The sequence below is a fragment of the Ferrovibrio sp. genome, from assembly GCF_036381655.1.
In the GTDB taxonomy this organism is placed as follows: Bacteria; Pseudomonadota; Alphaproteobacteria; order Ferrovibrionales; family Ferrovibrionaceae; genus Ferrovibrio.
In genome coordinates this window covers 63,345-86,724 of record NZ_DASVCJ010000037.1, presented here as the reverse complement: position 1 = coordinate 86,724, position 23,380 = coordinate 63,345, and the positions used below count along the sequence as shown (strand labels likewise).

General features: G+C 63.4%; 25 protein-coding genes and 1 tRNA gene. 17 read left to right on the top strand and 9 right to left on the bottom strand.

The features are described 5' to 3' along the window. Together VF194_RS07645 and VF194_RS07640 are read right to left on the bottom strand one after the other, a co-directional pair. A partial coding sequence (locus VF194_RS07645; protein ID WP_330889651.1) for a DUF6998 domain-containing protein occupies positions 1-305 on the bottom strand: 305 nt, incomplete at its 3' end. A gap of 58 nt (positions 306-363) precedes the next feature. After that, positions 364-732 (bottom strand): helix-turn-helix transcriptional regulator, encoded by a 369-nt coding sequence (locus VF194_RS07640; protein ID WP_330889649.1) that lies wholly within the window; start codon positions 730-732, stop codon positions 364-366. Positions 733-907: 175 nt separating this feature from the next. Here VF194_RS07640 and VF194_RS07635 point away from each other — a divergent pair, with 175 nt between their 5' ends. Next, the gene (locus tag VF194_RS07635; protein WP_330889647.1) at positions 908-1,879 is read left to right on the top strand and encodes a dienelactone hydrolase family protein; all 972 of its coding nucleotides are present in this window, start codon (positions 908-910) and stop codon (positions 1,877-1,879) included. A 67-nt stretch (positions 1,880-1,946) separates the two neighbouring features. Here VF194_RS07635 and VF194_RS07630 read toward each other — a convergent pair whose 3' ends face one another. Continuing rightward, the gene (locus tag VF194_RS07630; protein WP_330889646.1) at positions 1,947-2,957 is read right to left on the bottom strand and encodes a hypothetical protein; all 1,011 of its coding nucleotides are present in this window, start codon (positions 2,955-2,957) and stop codon (positions 1,947-1,949) included. Between the two features lie 265 nt (positions 2,958-3,222). Further along, positions 3,223-3,312 (bottom strand) — tRNA-Ser (locus VF194_RS07625). 508 nt (positions 3,313-3,820) lie between these two features. Between VF194_RS07625 and VF194_RS07620 the strand changes: the two genes are divergently transcribed. The 7 genes from VF194_RS07620 to VF194_RS07590 all read left to right on the top strand — a co-directional run bounded on the left by VF194_RS07620 (position 3,821) and on the right by VF194_RS07590 (position 8,299). Continuing rightward, a complete protein-coding gene (locus VF194_RS07620; RefSeq protein ID WP_330889644.1) occupies positions 3,821-4,252 on the top strand; it encodes a CBS domain-containing protein in 432 nt (143 codons plus the stop codon). Between the two features lie 21 nt (positions 4,253-4,273). Next, positions 4,274-5,188 (top strand): formate dehydrogenase accessory sulfurtransferase FdhD, encoded by a 915-nt coding sequence (locus VF194_RS07615; RefSeq protein WP_330889642.1) that lies wholly within the window; start codon positions 4,274-4,276, stop codon positions 5,186-5,188. Between the two features lie 15 nt (positions 5,189-5,203). Continuing rightward, positions 5,204-5,830 carry a molybdenum cofactor guanylyltransferase MobA gene (gene mobA, locus VF194_RS07610; protein WP_330889640.1) on the top strand — a complete coding sequence of 209 codons (627 nt, stop codon included), beginning with the start codon at positions 5,204-5,206 and terminating at the stop codon, positions 5,828-5,830. After that, the gene (locus VF194_RS07605) at positions 5,827-6,555 is read left to right on the top strand and encodes a biotin/lipoate--protein ligase family protein (protein WP_330889639.1); all 729 of its coding nucleotides are present in this window, start codon (positions 5,827-5,829) and stop codon (positions 6,553-6,555) included. Before mobA ends, VF194_RS07605 begins: the two co-directional genes overlap by 4 nt. Beyond that, positions 6,552-7,028: a DUF6505 family protein gene (locus VF194_RS07600; RefSeq protein WP_330889637.1), complete on the top strand. Its 477-nt coding sequence runs from the start codon at positions 6,552-6,554 to the stop codon at positions 7,026-7,028. Before VF194_RS07605 ends, VF194_RS07600 begins: the two co-directional genes overlap by 4 nt. A gap of 99 nt (positions 7,029-7,127) precedes the next feature. Further along, entirely contained in the window at positions 7,128-7,685 is a 558-nt protein-coding gene (locus VF194_RS07595) for a DUF3305 domain-containing protein (RefSeq protein ID WP_330889635.1), read from the top strand. Continuing rightward, complete coding sequence (locus VF194_RS07590) at positions 7,682-8,299, top strand: DUF3306 domain-containing protein (protein ID WP_330889633.1); 618 nt, start codon at positions 7,682-7,684, stop codon at positions 8,297-8,299. Before VF194_RS07595 ends, VF194_RS07590 begins: the two co-directional genes overlap by 4 nt. Before the next feature lie 55 nt (positions 8,300-8,354). Here VF194_RS07590 and VF194_RS07585 read toward each other — a convergent pair whose 3' ends face one another. Next, complete coding sequence (locus tag VF194_RS07585; RefSeq protein ID WP_330889631.1) at positions 8,355-9,599, bottom strand: cation:proton antiporter; 1,245 nt, start codon at positions 9,597-9,599, stop codon at positions 8,355-8,357. A 239-nt stretch (positions 9,600-9,838) separates the two neighbouring features. Here VF194_RS07585 and VF194_RS19785 point away from each other — a divergent pair, with 239 nt between their 5' ends. The 5 genes from VF194_RS19785 to VF194_RS07560 are packed head-to-tail and all read left to right on the top strand — an operon-like array spanning position 9,839 to position 15,455. Further along, complete coding sequence (locus VF194_RS19785) at positions 9,839-10,648, top strand: molecular chaperone TorD family protein (RefSeq protein WP_330889629.1); 810 nt, start codon at positions 9,839-9,841, stop codon at positions 10,646-10,648. Positions 10,649-10,665: 17 nt separating this feature from the next. Further along, a complete protein-coding gene (locus tag VF194_RS07575; RefSeq protein WP_330889627.1) occupies positions 10,666-10,893 on the top strand; it encodes a twin-arginine translocation signal domain-containing protein in 228 nt (75 codons plus the stop codon). 25 nt (positions 10,894-10,918) lie between these two features. Then, on the top strand, positions 10,919-13,825 hold the full coding sequence (locus VF194_RS07570; RefSeq protein ID WP_330889625.1) for a formate dehydrogenase subunit alpha: 2,907 nt from the start codon (positions 10,919-10,921) through the stop codon (positions 13,823-13,825). Positions 13,826-13,848: 23 nt separating this feature from the next. Next, positions 13,849-14,445: a formate dehydrogenase FDH3 subunit beta gene (fdh3B, locus tag VF194_RS07565; protein ID WP_330889623.1), complete on the top strand. Its 597-nt coding sequence runs from the start codon at positions 13,849-13,851 to the stop codon at positions 14,443-14,445. Positions 14,446-14,480: 35 nt separating this feature from the next. Continuing rightward, the gene (locus tag VF194_RS07560) at positions 14,481-15,455 is read left to right on the top strand and encodes a formate dehydrogenase subunit gamma (protein WP_330889620.1); all 975 of its coding nucleotides are present in this window, start codon (positions 14,481-14,483) and stop codon (positions 15,453-15,455) included. 93 nt (positions 15,456-15,548) lie between these two features. Here the strand turns inward: VF194_RS07560 and VF194_RS07555 are convergent, their stop codons facing one another. Further along, entirely contained in the window at positions 15,549-16,151 is a 603-nt protein-coding gene (locus VF194_RS07555) for a superoxide dismutase (protein WP_330889618.1), read from the bottom strand. Between the two features lie 129 nt (positions 16,152-16,280). Here VF194_RS07555 and VF194_RS07550 point away from each other — a divergent pair, with 129 nt between their 5' ends. Then, positions 16,281-17,279 (top strand): WD40 repeat domain-containing protein, encoded by a 999-nt coding sequence (locus VF194_RS07550; RefSeq protein WP_330889616.1) that lies wholly within the window; start codon positions 16,281-16,283, stop codon positions 17,277-17,279. 40 nt (positions 17,280-17,319) lie between these two features. Here the strand turns inward: VF194_RS07550 and VF194_RS07545 are convergent, their stop codons facing one another. Further along, positions 17,320-17,463 (bottom strand): hypothetical protein, encoded by a 144-nt coding sequence (locus tag VF194_RS07545; protein ID WP_330889614.1) that lies wholly within the window; start codon positions 17,461-17,463, stop codon positions 17,320-17,322. A 67-nt stretch (positions 17,464-17,530) separates the two neighbouring features. Next, positions 17,531-17,938: a cytochrome c family protein gene (locus tag VF194_RS07540; RefSeq protein ID WP_330889612.1), complete on the bottom strand. Its 408-nt coding sequence runs from the start codon at positions 17,936-17,938 to the stop codon at positions 17,531-17,533. Positions 17,939-18,023: 85 nt separating this feature from the next. Here VF194_RS07540 and VF194_RS07535 point away from each other — a divergent pair, with 85 nt between their 5' ends. The 3 genes from VF194_RS07535 to glp are packed head-to-tail and all read left to right on the top strand — an operon-like array spanning position 18,024 to position 21,896. Continuing rightward, positions 18,024-20,111 carry a 4Fe-4S binding protein gene (locus VF194_RS07535; RefSeq protein WP_330889610.1) on the top strand — a complete coding sequence of 696 codons (2,088 nt, stop codon included), beginning with the start codon at positions 18,024-18,026 and terminating at the stop codon, positions 20,109-20,111. Next, complete coding sequence (gene mobB / locus VF194_RS07530) at positions 20,108-20,641, top strand: molybdopterin-guanine dinucleotide biosynthesis protein B (protein ID WP_330889608.1); 534 nt, start codon at positions 20,108-20,110, stop codon at positions 20,639-20,641. Before VF194_RS07535 ends, mobB begins: the two co-directional genes overlap by 4 nt. Further along, positions 20,625-21,896 (top strand): gephyrin-like molybdotransferase Glp, encoded by a 1,272-nt coding sequence (gene glp, locus VF194_RS07525; RefSeq protein ID WP_330889606.1) that lies wholly within the window; start codon positions 20,625-20,627, stop codon positions 21,894-21,896. Before mobB ends, glp begins: the two co-directional genes overlap by 17 nt. Here the strand turns inward: glp and VF194_RS07520 are convergent. Continuing rightward, the gene (locus tag VF194_RS07520; protein ID WP_330889604.1) at positions 21,893-23,191 is read right to left on the bottom strand and encodes a hypothetical protein; all 1,299 of its coding nucleotides are present in this window, start codon (positions 23,189-23,191) and stop codon (positions 21,893-21,895) included. The two genes, glp and VF194_RS07520, sit on opposite strands and share 4 nt — an antisense overlap. Between the last annotated feature and the right edge of the window lie 189 nt (positions 23,192-23,380).

Sequence of the window (23,380 nt, the reverse complement as noted above, 5' to 3'; positions counted from 1 at the left end):
TCAAGGTCGAGGAAGAGCAGGTGATCTGCTCGAGTTTCGACCAGCCTAAAGGCGGGGCCTCGACCGGTTCCTGTCGCCTTAATCTGGACTGTTCGTCCGTCGGGGGCATATCCATCAATGCCTTGTGTTGAGCGGGCAGGTACGAGTCGGATATCGAATAGCTCTGCCGCTACCGCTTCCCCAAGATCGCCGACTAAATTGCCATCGAGCGTGAACTTTAGTCCGGCGGACGCAAAATGCGTGCGGAGCTTATTTCTGGCTTGGACGAGGTCGGCGATGGCTGGTGGCAGCTGGAAATGTGTCACGGTGTTTCCTTGGGGAACTCGGTCCAACAGGCCCTCGGGTCGTCAACCCGCAAGACCTTTAACGGCTCTTCTTTTGCTTCGCCCGAACCAAGGCCGTATTGATCTCAGCTAAGTCTTCTGCCGAAGCAGCGATCTCGCTGCGTAGTATTTTGCGGACCCGGCTGACCAGTTCTTCCTGCCGGATTTCGTCGGCCGTTAGCTTCCGAGGAGTCACCCAGTCAAAGATATCGAGCAGACTGACCTTTAGCGCATCAGCAATATCAAACAGCGTCGATAGACGAGTTGACGCTGCACCCGTCTCGATATTGGAAATCACCTCGTCGGTCTTACCAACTTTTTCGCTCAGTTGTTCTTGGGTAAGCCCACGCTCCTTCCGCAGCTCGCGTATGCGGCGGCCAAGCAGTTTGTTCCGATCCGATGCTTTCATAGCCCCGACTTTCTGTCGGAGCCAGGCCCAATACCATCGACCCGAAGTCGATAGAATGGGTTGACGTATCCGATAATACCGACTTTTAATCGGTATTAATAAGCCGACTTCAAAGGAAGTCGGGTTTTCGTCGGCTTTTCAGCTGACTCCGCAGGGTTAAAGAGGGGGAAATTCTATGCGTCTGTCATGGACAATCGCTGCCGTACTGTTCGCTGCTCAGGCAGCCGCCGCCGCGCCGCTGCCGGAACACTTCGCCGTCGAAACGAACTACAACGGCCAGAAGTCGAAAGTCTCTGTCCATACCGTCTTCCAGGACATCGGCCTCGACAAATACCCGGTCATGTTCATCGTGCATGGTAGCGGCGGACAAAGCCACTCACGCGAACTCTGGTATGCACGGCAGCTCGCCGAACTCGGCGTCTGGTCAGTGATCACCGATCACTTCCGCTATCGCGGGGTCGAAAGCACGGCGTATGATCAGGCGGCAGTGAATACGGATAACATGGTCTATGATGCTTTCAAGGTTCTTGAGCGCATCGCCGAGAACCCGAAGGTGGACATGACGCGGGTTGGCATCATGGGCTTCTCGAAGGGCGGCTCGACCACGCTGCATACCGCGATCCCTTCGGTCATCAAGCAGTATTCGGAGAAGGGGCACCGGTTCACCCTGCACATACCGATCTATCCGGGATGCACGAACCAGTATTTCGACACAAACGCGGCAGCGCCGATTTACATGTTGCTTGGCGGCAAGGACGACTATGCAGACCCAAATGTCTGCCTAGCTTATGCGAAGAAATTTGAGGCGAAGGGCAGCAAGGTCAAAACCATAGTGTACCCCAACGGGCTGCACGCCTGGGATTCAATGAAGGAAGAAGTTATCTACGACCGCCGCATCCAGAACTACGCTAAATGCGTGATGGAGCAGCAGGCCGATGGAAGCTGGAAGGAATCTCTTACCGGCCTCACGGTGATGTCTGGCGGAATGGGCCTGAACCCGCGCGCTAACATTGCTGCAAACATGAACCGCGCGATGAGCGCCTGTCGGACATCGGGTGCCCATTACGGCGGAAACGCTGATGTGAAGTACGACGCCCTTTGGGATATCAAGAAAATCGTGGAAGCCGAGTTCGGGTTGACCCAATAGCGGGTCGTAGGGGCATCAACTATGTGGGGCGTTTCGCCGTTCCCGGAAGATGCAAGCGGCACAATAATTACTTTGCAGCTAGCTTTACGTTCTTGATTGATGAAGTTATAGGCTCTGCGAAGGACGCGTATTCGATAACTCCGGATGAGAATAGATCCGTGTTCGCGTTTGATCGCCAGAAAGAAATTATGTCTTCCGACGTTTTGATTTTCTCAATTAGTGCGATGTCACCGGTTTCTTCTTCATTGTAGGGCGCCTTTAGGCCGTTTGCAGTATCTGCATCTCCAACTACAACATATGAGAATGATTTTAGGTCGGCATCATTTATAGCAATTGATTCTTCAGTTCGTGAGAAAGTGGCGCCGGGAATAACCCCGACGCGGACAATTTTTGAGTGAATTATCTCATAGTAAGCGGGTTCGGAAAGCGGCACATGTCGCCATAGATGGTTTGGGGAAATCCATTCCCAGTTCACCCAGCAAGTCAAAGCATGGGGACGATCATGTTTGCTTTGCTTGGGAATATCCACCGTAAGAACGTTCTCCGCAGCCATTGGTGCATTTGTTCGTATTAGACCTGCGAGACCCGATGAAGACATCGCAATTTCCATCAGATCGAAGTCAGATCGAATCTTCGGAAGCACCGTGAAATATCCATATCCAATATTCTTTAGTCGAAGATTCCCCTGAAGGTTTACCTGTGAGGACCAAAGCGATTGGCTGGAAGTTATGCCTTGGTACCCTTGGTCGTTGGTGTGATGAAACACCCTCAATTGGACCTGATCATCGGATCTGCGCCATCGACCTGAAGGGGGTGGGTCAAGGGGGCCATCAATCACCGTGTAGTAGCAATTGTAGATGACGCTACCGTCTCTACAGACCTTAATCTTGTCGTCCTTAAAAAAGCCGACCAGTAACAATGTCTTTTGACCAACGACCATAGTAAGTCGAGCAAAATCACTGCCCGGACTGTCAAAGAAAAGCTGACATGCATCGAAAAATTTAGGCAGATAAAAAATCCGACGCCGTGATTCATTGTTCAGCAAGGCATCTGGGAAAATCACGCTACGACCGCGCATATGTAACAGCTTACATTTAAGTATGCCCAGTTTGGGTTTGTGCCCTCGGAGCAAGTCACGCGGAGTTATGCTTTTGCGCATGTCGGGTCCGCAATTACTGGTTATCTTCTTTTGTTTGAACGAGCAGGACTATTATCGAAAGCAAGGCGCATTGGGGCAGTCTTTTCCCGCCCTGCAAAGCAACAGGGCATTTGTGGGTACGTTTATGGGTAGAGCGCCCCGCATGAAATGCAGGGGAATAATTTCAATATCTTAGGCTGGATATTGGCGGAGAGGGTGGGATTCGAACCCACGGTACGCTTGCACGCACAACGGTTTTCGAGACCGCCCCGATCGACCACTCTGGCACCTCTCCGCGAGGGACCGGCTTGGCATGCTATCCCGCCGGGGGTCGAAAACGGCGCGGACCTTAACCGATGCCGCCGTTCGCCGCAAGGCCCCCGTCCCGGCGTTGGCCGCCTATAATCACCCCGCCGCTTCAACGGTTTGCCCGGGCCGGGCGGTTCCGCCGCGACGGCAGGATTGGGCTTGTCTTCGCCTTTGCCTTGGCGGAGACTTGGCGCAGCGGGGCAGCCCGCAGGAGGGACCGGGGGAGGCCGCATGAGAGGCCGCAGCAGCACCGGGACGATCCATCGCGCCAGGCCGGGAAACGCCCGGCCGCAGCAGCCGGGCGGGCGCCGCGCCGTCCAATCGGCCCGATCTCCGTATTTTGTGCGAAATCCATGGCTTGCCGACCGGCGCTGGCGCGATCCGGCCGGCGCTGCGCGCCTTGCGGGAGGCTTTGCCCGAACCAAATCAAGAATGGGATGCAAAACGGCCTGGACCGCCCCCGCGGCGGCAGGCGCACCGACGGAGGACATACCATGACGGTCGCAGCCATCCTCAAGGACAAGAAGCCGGGCGTGATCAGCGCCGGACCGGGTGACAGCATCGACGCGGTCTGCCAGCTTCTGGCCGACAAGGGCATCGGCGCCGTGCTCATCCTGCGCCCGGACGGCGGCATCGCCGGAATCCTCTCCGAACGCGACATCGTACGCGGCCTGGCGATGATCGGCACCGACCTCATGCAGCAGAGCGCCGATACGATCATGACCAAGAACGTGATGGTCTGCTCGCCGCGCGACACCGTGGAGGACGTGATGCATCTGATGACCAAGCGGCGCATCCGCCACCTGCCCGTGGTGGACCAGGAAAGGCTGGTCGGGATGATCTCGATCGGCGACGTGGTGAAAAAGCGCATCGCCGATACCGAGATGGAGGCCGAGGCCTTGCGGCAATACATCGCCACCGGCTGATCGCAGCGCTATAGTGAGGTCATGAACCAGCTTCGTCCCGAAACCAGCCCCGCCGCCGATGCCGGAGATTACCTGGTCCGTCCGGATCCGCTCGATCCGCGTCTTACAGAAACCGTGCGTGGAATCGACCATGACGGCAAGGCGGTCGAGACCAAGGTGCCGGTCGAGCGGCCGCTGACGCTGTTTCTCAATGGCCAGGAGATCGTCACCATGATGACGATCGGCGATTATCCGGACTATCTGGCGCTCGGCTACCTGATCAACCAGCGCATGCTGCTGCCCGACGACGAGGTCACCGGCATCGATTTCGATGCCGAGATCGAGACCATCGTGGTGCGCACCTCGCGCCAGACCGATTACGAGGCGCGGCTGAAGAAGAAGACGCAGACATCGGGCTGCGCGCAGGGCACGGTGTTCGGCAACATGATGGATGCGGTGGAAAGCGTGCGCCTGGATGCGGCCGCCGTGCTGCACACGTCCTGGATTTACGCTTTGTCGAAGCGGATCAACCTGACGCCGTCGCTGTATCTGGAGGCCGGCGCGATCCATGGCTGCGTACTATGCGAGGCGGACCGGCCGCTGATCTATATGGAAGATGTCGGCCGCCATAACGCCATCGACAAGATCGCCGGCTACATGCGGGTGCACGGCATCCCGGCGCAGGGCAAGATCATGTACACCACCGGGCGGCTGACGTCCGAGATGGTGATCAAGACGGCGCAGATGGGCGTGCCGATCCTGATCAGCCGCTCGGGCTTCACGGCCTGGGGGGTGCAACTGGCGCGTCAGGTCGGCATGACGCTGATCGGCCGCGCCAAGGGCAAGCGCTTCATCGCCCTGTCCGGCGCGGAGCGGCTGCGCTTCGATGCCGATCCGGCCGGCGTGGCCGAGGAATCGGACCGGACGCAGCGCAAGGGCAGCCGCAGCGACGACTAGGCGTGGGATGTGACGATGCGCAAGATTCTCGGCGTGGTGCTGGCAGGCGGATTGGCGCGCCGGATGGGCGGCGGCGACAAGGGGCTGCGCAGCCTGGGCGGGCAACCGATCCTCGATCGCATCCTGGAACGGCTGCGGCCGCAGGTGGACGGCATCGTCATCAATGCCAATGGCGATCCGGCGCGCTTTGCCGCCTATGATTTGCCGGTGGCAGAAGATGCCGTGACGGGATTTGCCGGCCCGCTCGCCGGGGTGCTGGCCGGGCTTGCCTGGGCGCGGCGGCACCGGCCCGATATCGCCGATATCGTCACCGTGCCCAGCGACGCGCCCTTCCTGCCGCGCGATCTGGTCGCCCATCTGGTGGCGGCGCGGGAAGCCGCCCGCGCCGATCTCGCCTGCGCGGCCTCGGCAGGCCGCGCCCATCCGGTGGTGGGCCTCTGGCCGGTGCGGCTGCATGACGATCTGCGGCGCGCCGTGGTCGAGGAGGATATCCGCAAGGTCGACATCTGGACCGGGCGGCACAAGCTGGCGCAGGCCAGCTTCGCCGTGCATCCGGTCGATCCCTTCTTCAACGCCAATACGCCCGAGGACATGGCGGAAGCCGAACGCCTGCTGGCGCGGCTCGGCAAGGCGGTTGCATGAGCCTTGCGGATCGGCCGTCCTTTCCGCCGGGCTACGTTGCGCAATCCTGCATAAGCGATGCCTTCGAGGGTGCCTGCCGCGCCGCCGCGGATGAGGGCGCCGAGGATGGCCGGCTGCTATGGCGCGAGAGCGGCAACCGCTGCGAGGCGGCGGTGGTGCTGCGCCCGCTCGATCCGGTCGAGGTGGCGCTGACGCTGGCCTATGTCGCCATGCTCGGCCTGCATGACGGCCTTGCCGCCGAGGTGCCGCCGGAAACCCCCCTCAGCGTCGACTGGCCGGACCGGCTGCTGGTCAATGAGGCCTGCATCGGCGGCATCCGCATCGCCCATGGCCCGCTGGTCGAAAAGGCCGGCCTGGCCGATGTGCCCGACTGGCTGGTGGTCGGCATTGCCGTGCAGCTCGCCGGCGGCGTGGACGAGGATCTGCCCGGGATCGAGCTGGAATACACCAATCTGCGCGAGGAGGGCTGCGGCGACGTGACCGCCTCGGCCTTGGTGGAAGCGTTCAGCCGCCATCTGCTGCATTGGATCGACCGCTGGCAGGAGGAAGGCTTCGAGCCGGTACGCCGTGCCATGGGCAATGTCCTGCGCGACCGGGGCATCAATATCGAACCGAATGGCGATATCTGGGTTCAGGAGGGCGTGGTGAAGACCTGGCGCAGCCTGCGCGAGACGCTGCGCCGGCCAAGCTGGGTCCTGCCGCCCGCGTCGGGAACGGCCCCATGAAACTGCTGCGATGCATCCGCTTCGATCCGTCCGATACGCAGGTTTATCCGCTGGCGGCGGAACCGGGCGAATGGGCCGTGCCGGGAACCTTCGTCTTCGCCGATGCCGAGCCCGATACCCTGGATCATGCGCGCAAGCAGGCATTTGCGAACGGCTTTCTCGGCCTGGGCAGCTTCGGCTGGTCGACGCTGGTCACCGTCGCGACCGCAACGGCTGACGACTACGAGGCGGCGGTCGCCAATCTCGCCGGCCACCTCGTTGCGCATTACGGCGCCCCCAGCATCGCCGCCGCCCGCGCCGCGGCGCAGGAGGAGGTCGACTACGCCGCCTCGCTATGCGAGCAGCCGGTCAACACGCTGCTGGCGCTGAACCGCTTCATCGAAGGCGATGCGATCCGCGAGCAGTTCCGCATCGTCTCACCGCCGGGCGAGGCCGTGCATGCCCGAATCTGGGATATCGAGCCCGACGCCTGAGCCGGATTGCGCGGGGCGGGCAACCAGCGGGGGTGTCGTTTTGCGCATGATGCCGCGCGATCTCGTGGTAAACTCGGCGTCGCGCAGAGGATAGGGACCATGAGCATCAAGCCGCCGGGCACCGAGACGCGCAGCATCGGCATCGTTCTGGAACGCCGCAAGGTGGACAATCCCTGGATCGATCACAGTTGGCGGCCGGTGCAGATACTGCTTGGCCAGCCGGCATCGCCGCGCTGGACCAGGCTTGCCGCCGGCGATGGCTGGGAATGGTATTTCGCCGGGCAGGCCGAGCTGGCGCTGTATCGCCACGAGACCGAGAATTACCAGTTCAACCTGGACAGCACGCAGCCCTCGATCTGGGTGTTCCTGCGCCAGGATGGCGAGAGCGAGCATGGCATCGAACTGTTCGGCGCCACGGTCGATCCGGGCGAGGCACAGGCGCATAACGATACCGGCGACGATCTGGTGGAGAGCATCGCCATGCCGGACGACATCGTCGCCTGGGTGAGCGGCTATATACAGAGCCACCCGCCGGCGCGGCCCTATCGCAAGCGCAAGCGGACCCGCGCCGACCCGGAGGCCCTGGCGCTTCGTCCACGGGTGCGCCCGCGTCTGTATGAGTCCGATCCGCTGCGGCAGATGCCGGAGGATGAATGAAGGATTCTGGCGACAGGCCGGCTGGCGAGGCGGAAAGCGGCTTTCTGGCGCGCTGGTCGCAGCGCAAGGCCGATAGCCGCCGCAAGAGGCCGCCGCCCGAGGAGACCGCGCAGGAGGCGGATGCCGCGGCGGCGGATATGGGGGCAGCAGATGCCGCGCCGATCGATCCGGCCAGCTTGCCGCCGATCGACAGCTTGACGGCGGACAGCGATTTTTCCGTCTTCCTCAAGGCCGGTGTGCCGCCGGCGCTTCGCGTGGCGGCGTTGCGCAAATTGTGGCTGACCGAACCCAGCGTGCTGGAGCCCGACAAGCTCGTCGAATATGGCTGGGATTTCAACGCGCCGGACTATGGCGAGATCGTCACCCAGGAGCAGATCGCCAGGCTGCGGCAGGCCATGGCGGAGGGCCGGCGGAAGGCCGATCCGGCGCAGGCGGCAGCCGGCCGCGAAGCGGCACAGGAAGAGGAACCGGAAGCGGTGGCCGGCTCAGCCGGGGCGGCAATCGAAGCGGCCGATACCTCCGGGGTCACTGGCGAGGACATCGCCGCGGAGCCTGAAATCCTCGCTCAGGGCCCGGCGCCGCGGCGCCGGCATGGCGGTGCCCTGCCTCGCTGATCTGCCTCGCTGATCTGCCGCCCCGACTTGCCATGCTGGCGATCAGCCGTGGCGGTCAGGGGCTCAAATCGTCCTTGGCACCCAGCCGCCGCAGCAATTCCGGTCGGGCGCGCAGCCAGGTTTCGACCGGCGCCAGCAGCCGGAACAGCAGCGGATTGACGGCGATCGAAATCAGCGCGCCGGCCATGATCAGGTCGCGCCCATCCGTCGGCAGCTGACCATAGGCCAGGCCGAAGCTGGCCAGGATGAAGGAGAATTCGCCGATCTGCGCCAGGCTGGCGGCGACCGTCAGCGCCGTCGGCAGCGGATGGCGGACGAAGAGCAGGATGACGAGCGCCACCAGCGGTTTTCCCAGCATGACGATCAGCAGAACGCCGAGCAGCGCCCAAGGAGCCTCGGTGACGATCGACGGATCGAACAGCATGCCGATGGAAACGAAGAACAGCACGGCGAAAGCATCCTGAAACGGCAGCGCGCGCAGGCCCGCCGCATGGCCTTGCCGCGATTCGTTCAGCATGACGCCGGCGAAGAAGGCGCCCAGCGCAAACGACGTATCGAACAGGATGGCGGCGACGCAGGCGACACCGAGCGCCGTGGCGAGCAACGCCAGCGTCGAGAGCTCGCGCGAGCCGGTCGATTCGACCCGCTGCAGCAGCCAGGGCACGACATGCCGCCCGCCCAGCATCGCCAGCGCACCGAAGGCAACCATCTTGACGATCGCGAACAGGAAGGCCGCCGCCAGGTTTTGCCCGGCCGAATCCGAAAACGAGCCGTTCAGCGCATCGGTGAAGACGGGCAGCAACAGCAGCATCAGAACCATGAAAACATCCTCGACGACCAGCCAGCCGGTGGCGATATGGCCATGCTCGCTGTCGAGGTCGCCGCGGGCTTCCATGGCCCGCAGCAGAACCACCGTGCTGGCGACCGACAGGGCCAGGCCGAAAACGATGCCGCCGCCGAGCCCCCAGCCGAATGTCTGCGCCAGGCCGAAACCGAGCAGCAGCGTGATCGCGATCTGCAGCAAGGCGCCCGGCACGACGATCCAGCGCACCTGCAGCAGGTCGCGCGGGGAGAAATGCAGGCCGACGCCGAACATCAGAAGGATCACGCCGGTATCGGCGAGCTGCTGCGCCAGCACGGTATCGGTCACATAGCCGGGCGTGTAGGGTCCGACCATGACGCCGGCAAGCAGATAGCCGACCAGGGAAGGCATGCGGAATTGACGCGCTGCAAAGCCGAGTACGAATGCGATCACGAAGGCCAGCGCCAGGACCGTGATCAACGGCGTCTCTTCGGGCATGTTGGATCTATTCCCTTTCCGGTCGTGCGTGGACCGGAGAAATCTTTGTCGCGGCCAAGGGTTGGGAAAAGGTTAACGTAATCACCGCACGCTATCTGAAGTTACAGCGCTGTCCGTCCTGAGAATGCGTTGCAAGATTTCGCCATCGCGATAAGCGGAAGCCATTCAGATAGTTATGTCGATTTCGATTGTCCAGCTACAAAGCAGTTTGTAGAGTCTGCACATGGGGAAGGAAAGCCGTGGCCGAAGCACTGACGAAAGCAATCGCCATCGTCGGCGGCCAGACCCAGCTGGCGAGGTTGCTGGGCGTGAAGCAGGCCAATGTCTGGCATTGGCTGAAGAAGGCTGAACGCGTTCCGGGCGAGTATGTTCTCGCCATCGAGAAGGCCACCGGCGGCCAGGTCAGCCGTCACGATCTCCGCCCCGATCTCTATCCCGATCCGCAATCCGGCAATGCGGCGCCCGTCATCGCCGAGGAAGATGTCTGGCGGGCCCAGCTCTACGGCCTGCTTGGGCGCTGTCTTGCACGGCGGCCGGACAATGCGCTGCTCACCGCATTGGCGCAGATCCAGGGCGACGGCACGCCTCTCGGGCAAGCCCTGGCCGGCCTGGCCGAATGTGCCGGGACCACGTCGCTGGAGCGGGCGCAGGAGGAATACGACGCGCTGTTCATCGGCCTGCCGCGCGGCGAGCTGGTCCCTTATGCCTCGTTCTACCGGACCGGCTTCCTGTACGAGCGGCCGCTCGCCAAGCTGCGCGGCGACATGGCCCGGCTCGGTTATGCCCGTGCCGACGGCGTCTTCGAGCCCGAGGACCATATGGGCGCGCTGTGCGAGCTGATGGCGCTGATGATCCGCGGCGACGAGGGCCATGCCGCTGCCGATCTGCCGACGCAGGAACGCATGTTCCGGCAGCATATCGCCCCTTGGGCGGACCGCTTTTTCACCGATCTCGAACAGGCGGGGAGCGCAAAGCTCTACCGGCCCGTCGGCACAATCGGACGTCTTTTCATTGCCATCGAAGGGCAAGCATTCGCACTTGCGGCCTAAGCCGCGGGAGGAGAGCCATGAGCCAGGGCAAAGGCAGGGAAAAGGACGACAAGGGCGAGATCAAGGGCAAGATTGCGCGCCGCGATTTCCTGCGCGCTGCGGGAATGGGTGCCGCCGCGGGAGCCGTGGCCACGGTCGCGGCGCCGAAGACCGGCAAGGCGGCCGAAAATGCCGAGACCCGCAAGAAGAGCCGCTACAAGGAAACCGAGCACGTCAAACGCTTCTACGCGACAGCGCGGCTGTAGGCGCGGCTGGACGAGGGAGGCTGTCATGCTGATCAGGAAAAGCGTCACCACCGCAGCCGCGCAGTCCAATCCTGCCGGCAGAAGCAGGCTGTCGGCCATTCTGGCCGGCGCGGCGACGCCGACGGTCGATCGCCGCGGCTTTCTGAAGGCCTCCGGCCTTGCCGCCGGCGGCCTGGCCGCCGTCTCGGCGCTCGGTCCGGCCATGATCGGGCGGGCGCAAGCGGCGTCCTCGACGGCGCCCGACATCGTCAAGCGCAAGAATATCTGCACCCATTGCTCGGTCGGCTGCACGGTCACGGCGGAAGTCGAGAACGGCGTCTGGGTCGGTCAGGAGCCAACCTGGGACAGCCCGATCAATCTGGGCGCCCATTGCGCCAAGGGTGCCGCGATCCGCGAGCTGACCCACGGCGATCGCCGCCTGAAATACCCGATGAAGCTGGTCGACGGCAAATGGACCCGCATCTCCTGGGATCAGGCCATCGAGGAGATCGGCAACAAGCTGATCGAGATCCGCGAAAAGTCGGGTCCGGAATCGGTGTATTGGCTCGGCTCGGCCAAATTCTCCAACGAAGGCGGCTACCTGTTCCGCAAGTTCGCCGCCTTCTGGGGCACCAACAACATCGACCATCAGGCGCGGATCTGCCATTCCACCACGGTTGCCGGCGTGGCCAATACCTTTGGCTTCGGCGCCATGACCAATTCCTACAACGACATCCACAATTCCAAGTGCATCACCATCATGGGCGGCAATCCCGCCGAGGCGCATCCGGTATCGCTGCAGCATGTGCTGCGGGGGAAGGAGAAGAACAAGGCGCCGATGATCGTGATCGATCCGCGCTTCACCCGCACGGCGGCGCATGCCACCGAATATGTGCGCATCCGTCCGGGCACCGATATCGCGGTGATCTGGGGACTTTTGTGGCATATCTTCGAGAATGGCTGGGAGGACAAGGAGTATATCCGCCAGCGCGTCTACGGCATGGATGATGTGCGCAAGGAGGTCGCCAAATGGACGCCCGACGAGGTCGAGCGCGTCACCGGCGTGCCGGGCGAACAGATGAAGCGTGTCGCCGAAATGATGGCGAAGAACCGGCCCAGTACGCTGATCTGGTGCATGGGCGTCACCCAGCATTCGGTCGGCACCGCCAATGTGCGGGCGCTGTCGATCCTGCAGCTCGCCTTGGGCAATATCGGCGTCAATGGCGGCGGCGCCAATATCTTCCGCGGCCATTGCAACGTGCAGGGCGCCACGGATCTCGGCCTCGACGTCACCACGCTGCCGTCCTATTACGGCCTGGATGCCGGCGCCTGGAAGCATTGGTGCCGCGTCTGGGATGTCGATTACGAGTGGATGAAGTCGCGCTTCGCTGACGTCAAATTCATGGAGGGCAAGGGCATCCCCTCGACCCGCTGGTTCGACGGCGTGCTGCTCGACAAGAAGGATCTCGGCCAGCCCGACAATATCAAGGCGATGTTCTACTGGGGGCATGGCGGCAACACCGTGACCCGCATGGTGGAAGTGCGCGAGGCGATGGCCAAGCTCGACATGCTGGTCGTGGTCGACCCGCATCCGACGACTTCTGCCGTGCTGTCGGACCGCAAGAACATGACCTATCTGCTGCCGGCTTGCACGCAGCTCGAGACGCGCGGCTCGCGCACCGCCTCGAACCGCTCGCTGCAATGGGGCGAGCAGATCGTCAAGCCGATCTTCGAATCGAAGCCGGATCACTGGATCCTGTACAAGTTCGCCAAGAAGCTCGGCTTCGAGAAGGAGATGTTCAGGAACATCAAGATCGACGAAGGCGACGAGCCGAATGTCGAGGACATCCTGCGCGAGCTCAATCTCGGCTGCGTCTCCACGGGCTATTCCGGTCAGTCGCCGGAGCGCCTGAAGGCGCATATGGCGCACCAGGCGGATTTCGACATCGTGTCGCTGCGCGCCACCAAGGGGCCGCTGAAGGGCGAATTCTACGGCCTGCCATGGCCCTGCTGGGGCACGCCGGAGATGAAGCATCCCGGCACGCACATCCTTTACAATCCGCATCTGCCGGTGAAGGAAGGCGGCGGCGCCTTCCGCGCCCGGTTCGGCGTCGAGCGCAACGGCGTTTCGATGCTGGCCGAGGGGTCCTATCCGGTCGGCTCGGAAATCGAGGACGGCTATCCGCAATTCACCTACGGCCTGCTCAAGAAGATGGGCTGGGACAAGGAACTGACCGAGGCGGAGCGCGCCACGATCGAAAGGATCGGCGGCAACAATCCCGACGCGGTGAGCTGGGCGATCGATCTGAGCTGCGGCATCATCCGCGTCTGCATGGAGCACGGCATCCAGGCGATGGGCAATTCCAAGGCCCGCGCCAATGCCTGGAACCTGCCCGATCCGGTGCCGGTGCATCGCGAGCCGATCTATTCGCCCAAGCGCGATCTGGTGGCGAAGTATCCGACATACGCCGACAAGGCCGATTACCGCGTGCCCAATATCGGCCACACGATCCAGCAGAAGGATGTCAGCAAGGACTTCCCGATCATCCTCACTTCCGGCCGTCTGGTGGAATACGAAGGCGGCGGCGAGGAAACCCGCTCGAACAAGTGGCTGGCCGAGCTGCAGCAGAGCATGTTCATCGAGATCAACCCGGATGATGCAGCCAGGCTCGGGATCAAGGAAGGGCAGAATGTCTGGGTCTACGGTCCGGAAAATCAGGCCAAGGCCAGAGTGAAGGCCCTGGTGACGCATCGGGTCGGCAAGGGCGTCGCCTTCATGCCCTTCCACTTCTCCGGCTTCTGGCAGGGCCAGGATTTGCGCAGCAAATATCCGCCGGGCGCGGATCCGATCGTGCTGGGCGAATCGGCCAATGGCGTGACGACTTACGGCTATGACCCCGTGACCTTCATGCAGGAGCCCAAGGTCACCCTGTGCCGCATCGAGGCGGCCTGAGGCGGGGCGAGGGAGACACCATCATGGCACGCATGAAATTCCTCTGCGATTCCGAACGCTGCATCGAATGCAACGCCTGCGTCACGGCCTGCAAGAATGAGAACGAGGTGCCCTGGGGCATCAACCGCCGCCGCGTGGTGACGCTCGACGACGGCGACAAGGGCGAGCGCTCGATCTCGATGGCCTGCATGCATTGCGAAGACGCGCCCTGCATGGCGGTCTGCCCGGTCGACTGCTTCTATCGCACCGATGATGGCGTGGTGCTGCATTCCAAGGATCTGTGCATCGGCTGCGGCTACTGCTTCTACGCCTGTCCGTTCGGCGCCCCGCAATACCCACAAGTCGGCAATTTCGGCTCGCGCGGCAAGATGGACAAATGCACCTTCTGCTCCGGCGGCCCGGAAGACGACAACAGCAAGGCCGAATACGCCAAATACGGCGCCAACCGCCTGGCCGAAGGCAAGCTGCCGCTCTGCGCCGAGATGTGTTCGACCAAGGCGCTGCTTGCCGGCGACGGCGAGGTGATCGCCGATATCTACAAGGAGCGCGTCAGCCGCCGCGGCTATGGCTCGGGTGCCTGGGGCTGGGCGACGGCCTACAAATCCGGCAGCTCGGCCTGAGCGCCGATTGGCTTGAGCGAAAGAGGAGGGAAAAGATGCGCCTCATCGCATGGAAAGGCCTGATCGCCGCCGCCCTGGCGCTCGGCCTTGCAGTCTTGCTGATCGCCGCCGCCCCATCCGCTTCGGCGCAGCCTGCACCCGCGGCCGACGAATCGGCGCTGTTGCAGAAAATGAATGGCGGCCCGCTGGAGGGCCGCGTGTCGATACCGGACAGCAAGTCCGCCGTGCTGATCCAGCCGCAGGGCCGCGAATGGCGCGCCGTGCTCGAGGGTCCGGTGAAATCGATCGGCGGCTGGCTGCTGGTGCTGACGGTGATCGGCCTTGCCGCCTTTCTGGCGATCCGCGGCCGCATCCGGGTCGAGGGCGGGCTTTCAGGCCGCAAGATCAGGCGTTTCAGTGGCGTCGAACGCTTCGCCCATTGGCTGACGGCGATCTGCTTCGTCATCCTGGGCCTGAGCGGCCTCAACCTGTCGTTCGGACGGGCGCTGGTGCTGCCGCTCATCGGGCCGGAAGCCTTTTCGGCGCTGACCGCCTTCGGCAAGCTGTCGCATAATTTCCTGAGCTTTCCTTTCGTGCTCGGCGTGCTGCTGATGGCGGTGCTGTGGATCCGGCACAATATTCCCAATGCCGTCGATATGGACTGGCTGCGTCAGGGCGGCGGATTGCTGCGGCGCGGCGTGCATCCGCCGGCCGGCAAGTTCAATGCCGGCCAGAAGCTGATCTTCTGGCTGGTGGTGCTGGGCGCTGTGGTCCTGGCCGCGAGCGGCTATACGCTGATGTTTCCGTTCTATCTGACCGATATCGGCGGCATGCAGCTGGCGCAGCTTGTTCACGCGGTGGCCGGCATTGTGATGGTCGCGGTCATCCTCGCCCATATCTATATCGGCACGATCGGCATGGAAGGCGCCTTCGATGCGATGGGAACCGGCCAGGTGGATATGAACTGGGCCATGGAGCACCATAGCCTCTGGGTCAAGGAGCAGGGCATCCGCAGCATCGGCGACGATTGAAAACGCACGTCTGACAAATAGGGAAAACCAACGGGGAAAATAAAAAGGGCGGTGTATGGCCACCGCCCTTTTGAATTGCGTCCGGACCCGGGATCAGCCGAGATTCTTTTCGGCGAATTCCCAGTTGAGCAGCTTGTCGATCGTGGCGTTCACATGATCGACGCGGCGGTTCTGGTAATCGAGATAATAGGCATGCTCCCACACATCGATGGTAAGCAGCGCCTTCACGCCATTCAGGTGCAGCGGGTTTTCCGCATTCGGCGTCTTGCGCACGGTCAGCTTGCCGCCCTCAAGGCAGAGCCAGGCCCAGCCCGAGCCGAACTGGGTGGTCGCCGCATTGGCCAGTTCCGACTTGAACTTGTCGTAATCGCCGAAGCTGTCCTTGATCATCTCGCCGATGCGGCCGCTCGGCTTGCCGCCGCCATTGGGGCGCAGGCTGCGCCAGTAGAAATCGTGGTTCCAGACCTGGGCGGCATTGTTGAAGATCGTCCGCTTGTCTTCCTTGCCGGCCGTCGCCTTGACGATTTCCTCGATCGACTTCTCCTTCAGCGGATCGTTTTCGACCAGCTTGTTCAAGGTGTTGAGGTAGGTGGTGTGGTGCTTGCCATAATGGAAGCCGAGCGTCTGGGCCGAGATCACCGGGCTCAGCGCATCTTCTGCATATGGCAGGGGGTTCATCGTGAATGGGGCACCCATTTAACAGCTCCTTTATTCGTTACCTTGCCTGGGCATCGACTTACATAATGCATCGGTCGGTAAAGAAAAACCTCCCTGGCATGATTTGATGGCGACAATTTGACAATGTCCAACCGGGGATTTGGTTGCATGGGCGGCAAAACGGCGCGAGGCATGAAGCGGCGCGACATCCTCGCGGGCCTGGCCTGGACGGCCGGGGGCCTGATCGCGGCCGGCGGGCGGCCGGCCCGCGCCGATCTTGTTGGCCATGGCGCAATGGTCAATGCGGTTGCCGTTTCCCCCGATGGGCGGCGCCTGCTCTCGGCCAGCTGGGATTATACCGTCCGGCTTTGGGATTTGGACCGCCAGGTCGAGCTGAAGGTGCTGGATGGCCATGCCGCCAGCGTCAACGCCGTGCTCTTCCTGCCCGGCGGCAACCAGGCGCTGTCGGGCAGTTGGGACCAGAGCATCATCCACTGGGACCTGGAAACCGGAAGGGAGATCGCCCGGCTCGCCGGGCATGTGAACAGCGTTTCCGGGCTGGCGCTCAGCCGCGATGCCCGCCTGCTCGCCTCCGCCAGTTGGGACCGCACCGCCCGGCTTTGGGATGCCGCCTCCGCCACGCCGTTGCGCAGTTTCGAAGGCCATAGCGCCAATGTCATGCAGGTGGCGTTTGCCATGGAGGATGCGCAGCTTGTCACCGCCAGCTACGACCAGACGGTGCGGCTATGGCAGGTCGCCAGCGGCAAGGAACTGGCGGCGCTCAGGGGGCACCGGGCCAGCGTCAACGCGGTCGCCGTAACGCCCGACGGCAGGACTGCGCTGACCGGCAGTACCGACGGCGCCATCAAGCGCTGGGATCTGGCCGCGCAGCAAGAAATCGCCGGCCTGCCCGGGCATCGCGGATTCGTGACGTCGCTGGCGGTTTCCCCGGACGGCCGCCAGGCCTTGTCCGGCGGCGGCGACAAGCTGATGCGGCTATGGGGTTTGCAGACCGGCAGGCAGCTACGCCAGTTTGCCGGTCACGAGAAGCCGGTCTGGTCGGTTGCCTTTACGCCGGATGGCAGACGCGCGGTCTCCGGCGGTTACGACATGGTGATCAAAATCTGGTCCTTGGCAACCGGGCAGTCCTTGCCGCCCAAAACCTGACCGCCCGATCCCAGCCGCCTAACCTGGCCGGAAGGCGGGATCAATTTTGATGCGCCTCATGCGTGACGCGGGCATCCGCGGATGTGAAGGCCACATCCGCCGGTTTGTTCACCTGCTGCAGAATCAGCGCAGCCCCGACGGCAATCAGCAAGGCGGCGACAAGTCCGGCGAGAAAAGCTTTCATCTGCGACCTCCCCGATCAGGGCTTGATCTGCCGGAAATTATAGGGTTTCGACGGCCGGATTCCAACATCATCGGCCGTTACGGGCGCCCGCCTGCTGCTTCAGCCAGGCGATCAGATCGGCCCGGTCCTGCGCGATGGCGAGGCCGCCATACATCTTGCTGCCCGGCATGAAATCCTGCGTGGCGGCCAGGAAGGCGTCCAGGGTCTGCTCGGTCCAGATCACGCCGGAATTCCTCATGGCGTCCGAATAATGGTAGTCCGGTTCGTGGCCGGCCGGTCGGCCGAAAAGGCCATGCAGCCGGGGGCCGACTGTATTGCGGCCATGCGGCGCGATGGTGTGGCAGCTGCGGCATTTGCCCCATAGCTCGGCGCCGCGCGCCAGGCTCGGCGGCTCCAGTTGTTCGGCAGAAGCCGACTGAGCGTGTGCAATATCAGCCGCTGTCAGGGAAAAGACGACCAGGAGTACAGCGCGCAACTCCGCTCTCCAGCTGGTTTTCCCAATCCCTCAACACTATAGTTCAGGTCAGGATTTATGCCAAAGGATCGGGGCGAGAGCCGCCATGGCGCAGGAGGGACGACGCGTCCTGCTTTGCAATTGCGAGGGTACGATGCCGCTGGACGGCGCGGCTCTCGCCAAGGCTTGCGGCGCCTCCCATACGTCCGGCATCGCCACGCAGCTTTGCCGTGCCGAGTTGCGGCAATTCCGGGCCGCGCTGCAAGCCGGCGAGTCGTTGATTGTCGCCTGTACTCAGGAAAGCCCGGTCTTTGAGGAGCAACGCGGGGAGTTGCGCGCCGACGCCGCGGTGACTTACGTCAATATCCGGGAAACCGCCGGATGGTCGAGCGAAGCGCCGCTGGCGACGCCGAAAATCGCCGCTCTGATCGCTGCGGCTGCCGTGCCGGTGCCGCTAATGCGGGCATTGACCCTGAACTCGCAAGGCATCGCCCTGATCTACGGCCGGGACGAACGGGCCATCGAAGCGGCGCGGCAGCTCAGCACCCGCCTCGATGTGACGATCATGCTGGATCGGCCGAGCGACGTGCCGGGGCAGCCCTTGATGGACCTGCCCATCGTGCGCGGGCGGATCGTTTCGGCGCGCGGCCATTTCGGCGCTTTCGAACTGACCATCGATGACTATGCCCTGCCGGTGCCGTCGTCGCGCCGGGAGTTGGTTTTCGGCGCGGCGCGCAACGGCGCCAAGTCGAATTGCGACATCATCATCGATCTGACCGGCGGCACGCCGCTCTTCCCCGCCCATGAGAAACGGGACGGCTATTTGCGGCCGGATCCGAACGATCCCGCAGCGGTGCAACGGGCGCTGTTCGAGGCCAGCGGCCTGATCGGCGAATTTGAAAAGCCGGTCTATGTCGACTTCCATTCCGAACTTTGCGCGCACCAGCGGTCGCATAAGACCGGTTGCACGCGCTGCCTCGATATCTGTCCGACCGGAGCGATCGTTCCGGCCGGAGATCATGTCGCCATTGATGCCTTTGTCTGCGGCGGCTGCGGCAATTGCGGCGCGGTCTGCCCGACCGGCGCCGCCGATTATCGGATGCCGCCGGCAGCGGTGCGCATCGAACAGCTTCGGGCGATGCTGCTGGCCTACCGTGAGGCGGGCGGGCGGCAGGCGGTTGTACTGGTGCATGACGCCGAACACGGCGCGCCGCTGGTCGATGCGCTGGCGCGATATGGAGATGGCCTGCCGGCCCGGGTATTGCCGATGGCCGTCCATGCGGTGAGCGAATGCAGCCTGGCATTCTTTGCCTCTGCCTTCGCGTATGGCGCCGCCGAGCTGCGGATCCTGGCGCCAGCGAAACGGAATGCGGACCTTGGCGGCCTCGATCAGCAGCTGATGCTGGCGGACGCCATTCTGTCCGGATTGGGCTTCGAAGCCGGCCGGCTGGGGCTGATCGAAACGGATGATCCCGATCAGCTTGCCGCGGCGCTCTCCGCCCTGCCCAAACGCGAAGGTCTGGCGGCTTCCAGCCATCTGGCGATGGGCCGCAGCCGCGATCTGGCGCGCCAGGCGCTGCGTCAGCTCCATAAGGCCGCGCCGCAGCCGGTCGAGATGATGGCGCTGCCCCAGGGTGCGCCATTCGGCAGCCTGCAGGTCGATATCGGGCATTGCACGCTTTGCCTGGCTTGCGTCGCCGCCTGCCCGACCGGGGCGCTGAGCGATGATCCCGAACGGCCGCGGCTCAGCTTCACCGAAGATGCCTGCGTGCAATGCGGCTTGTGCCGCAGCACCTGTCCGGAAAAGGTGATCGCCTTGGAGCCGCGACTGAACTTCACCGAGGCATCGTCTGCCGCCCGCCTGATCAAGGAGGAAGAGCCGTTTCATTGCGTGCGCTGCGGCAAGGCCTTCGGCACGACATCCTCGATCGAGCGGATCGTCGCCCAGCTTGAGGGCAAGCACTGGATGTATGATAAATCCGATATGGTCGAGCGATTACGTATGTGCGCCGATTGCCGGATCATCGTGCAGACCGAGAGCGGGCTCGATCCCTATGCCGGCCCGCCGCGCCCGGCGATCCGTACCACGGACGATTACATTGCGGAGCGGGAGGGCGCGGATCGCGATGACATCGGCGCGCCGGCCGACAGCTGGCCGGCCGGCAGTCCGAAGGCGGGGAAAAAGCAGGTATGAAGATTCTCGGCATTGCCGGCTGGAGCGGTTCGGGCAAGACCACGCTGCTGTCCGATCTGATCCCGTTGTTGATCGCACGCGGGCTGCGCATATCCACCATCAAGCATGCGCATCATGAATTCGATGTGGATCAGCCGGGCAAGGATTCGTACCGGCACCGTCAGGCGGGCGCGACCGAAGTGCTGATCAGTTCGGCCAAGCGTTTTGCCCTGATGCATGAGCATCGGGGGGCGGCGGAGCCGACATTGAACGAACTGGTTGCAAAGCTTGCGCCGGTCGATCTGGTGCTTGTCGAGGGGTTCAAGAACGAAAGCTATCCCAAGATCGAGGTCTGGCGCCGATCGGTCGGCAAGCCGATGCTGCAGCCGGCCGATCCTCACGTCATCGCCGTCGCCAGCGATCAGGCCATACCGGATCTGGCCGTTCCGCTGCTCGATGCCAACCGTCCGTCGCAGATTGCCGATTTCATTCTCGAGTGGATGCGAAAACCCGGCTTGCAGGGCGAGGTTTGCCGTGGCGCAGCTCAGTGACGATTGTTTCGCCCATGGCGGCGCGCTGACCCGCCTCGATGTGGCGCTGGCCGATTTGGCTCAACGCCTCGTGCCCGTGGCCGGGATTCAGGAATTGCCGCTGGCGGCCTGCGCCGGCCGCGCTTTGGCCGAGCCCCTGCGGGCCAGGGTTGCGGTGCCGCCGCGCGACAATTCCGCCGTCGACGGGTACGCCGTTTATCATGATGATCTGGCCCTGGATGCAGAAACGCGGCTTCCCGTCATCGGCCGTGCGGCCGCCGGCCATCCTTTTCCCGATATGCAGCCGCGCGGTACGGCGGTTCGGGTGCTGACCGGCGCGGTGATGCCGATGGGCAGCAACGGCGTTCATCCCGATACGGTGATGATGCAGGAGGATTGCCGTCTGGACGGGGATCACGTCGTCGTCCGACCCGGCATCAAGCGCGGCGCCAATCGCCGCCTGACGGGCGAAGACGTGGCGCTTGGCGAGGTCGTTTTGCCGGCTGGCCGGATTCTGTCGGCCGCCGATCTGGCTTTGGCGGCCGCGAGCGGCCATGCCTCCCTGACCGTTCATCGGCTGTTGCGGGTCGCCTTGCTGTCGACCGGCGATGAGGTGCACGAGCCGGGCGGAACCTTGCCCGATGGCGGCATCTACGACGCCAACCGCCCGCTGCTGGCGGCCTTGCTGCGGGCGGCCGGCTGCGCGGTCAGCGATCTCGGCATTCAGCCGGATCGCCGGGAATATCTGGCGCGCACCTTTGCTGCCGCAGCGGATCACGACGCCGTCGTGACCTCGGGCGGCGTCTCGACCGGCGACGAGGACCATGTCAAGGCGGCGATAGAAGCTGCCGGCGGCAAGCTGCATTTCTGGCGGCTGGCGATCAAGCCCGGGCGGCCGGTGGCGCTCGGCCAGATCGGCAATGTCCCGTTTTTCGGCCTGCCGGGAAATCCGGTTGCCGCGCTGCTGACCTTCTGTTTCTTCGCCCGCCCCGTATTGCAACGACTTGGCGGCGCCGATCCCGCGCCGCTGCGCGCCTTCGCCGTCACATCGGGTTTTCCGTACAGGAAGAAAGCCGATCGCCGCGAGTGGGTGCGGGTTTCGCTGCGCGAAGATGGCCGCGGCGGCTGGCGGGCCGAGAAATATCCGGTCGACGGCGCCGGCGTGATAACGTCTTTGACGCGCACGGACGGATTGATCGAACTTCCCGAAGAGCTGCTTCGCCTGGAACCGGGCGATCCGGTGCGCTTCTATCCTTACGCGGTGCTCGGACTTTAGGCGGAGGAACTGCCGCCGATCTGCTGCAGGATATGCTCCGCCTTCAGCTTCTTGGCCATGCCGGGGGTTTCGGTGATCGGGGCCACGGCATCGCCGGATATGAATGTGAATCCCGCCGCCACGCCCAGCGACACGTCGTCGTGGCTGGATGCATTGACCAGCACCGATTCCATCCGATGGAGCGCGGCGCGCTTGGCGAAGATGGACAGAATCTGCATGCGGTGATTCTGATCGATCTCTTCGACGGGAATCCAGGTCGAGAAGGTATGGCAGCCCGTACCCGAATAGATGTCGATCAGGCGGAAATCCGGCGGCACGTGCAAAACCCGCGTCGCAAAGAAAGGCTGCACGTAAGCCATGACCTCCGCGATGCGGCTGGCCGGCGTTCCAGACGGGATATTCTGCACGGCGATGCCGAGGAATTTCGATATGCCGGCCGGCACTTCCTTCAGGCGGGCGAAATACACGTCGCGAAGCTTCGAGGTCGCCAAAGTCTCGTAGGAAGCCGACATGATCACGATGCCGCGGCGGCCGGACGTCAACATCCGGTGGACGCCCAGAAGGCCGGCAGTCAGCGTGTAGCGGTCCAACTGGAACGACAGCTCCTCGGGATTCTCCAGAAAGGGATCGTTGACGGCGTCGGCAGCCTTCCCGGTAGGGACGTGCACCACCGAGGAATGATAGATGGAAAAGTTGCGCCGCTTGATGCTGAAGGCCGGATAGAAGCCGACCTGGCATTCCTTGAGGAACGCGGCGACGCTCTTTTTCTGGAACAGGCCCGACAGCGATTGATCCAGATCGGCCAGATCCGGTCCGGCGCCCACGGCCGCGCTTTTGGCCGGCTCCGTGCTTTCGGCACCGACATCGCCGAACAAGGTGACATTGCCGTCCTCGAATTCGGGGCCGGTTGCGGCGCGCACATACTCGACCAGTTCGTCCAGAGACTGGATTTTTTCCAGAACGACACCGCGGTCCACCTCGGTGACGTTCGAGGAAACGACGACCGACTGGCCGGCCGGCAATTCGCCAATGATCAGCTTCTCGATCTCTTCCGAGATCACGCGCGCCTTGAATTCCGCTTCGCGGCGGCCGAGGCGGGTGAACAGGATGAGGTAGTTTTCCTCATCGACCCTGTAGAAGGCGTCGGTGACGTCCAGCTTGCGGCGCAGCACGCCTTCGATCAGACGGTGGATCTGATCGCTTCTTTCCATCCAGCGCTCGCCCAGGACGGCCTGAATGCCGCCCAGACCGAGCAATTGCAAGGTTCCCGCCGGCATCTTGCTGGGCAGCGGCATCGGCGAAAGCGGCGGCGAAGGGGTCTGCCGGCCGGCGCCGGCTGCCCGCCTGCCGGCGGCAGAGGAGGGAGAGCGGCGGGCGCTGGGCCCGGCTTCATCGGCATCCGATCCGAAGAGCAGGGCACCCAATTTGCTCAGGAGGGATTTAGGTGGCGCGCGGTCCATGCCCGGTCATTTCCCCAGGCGCCC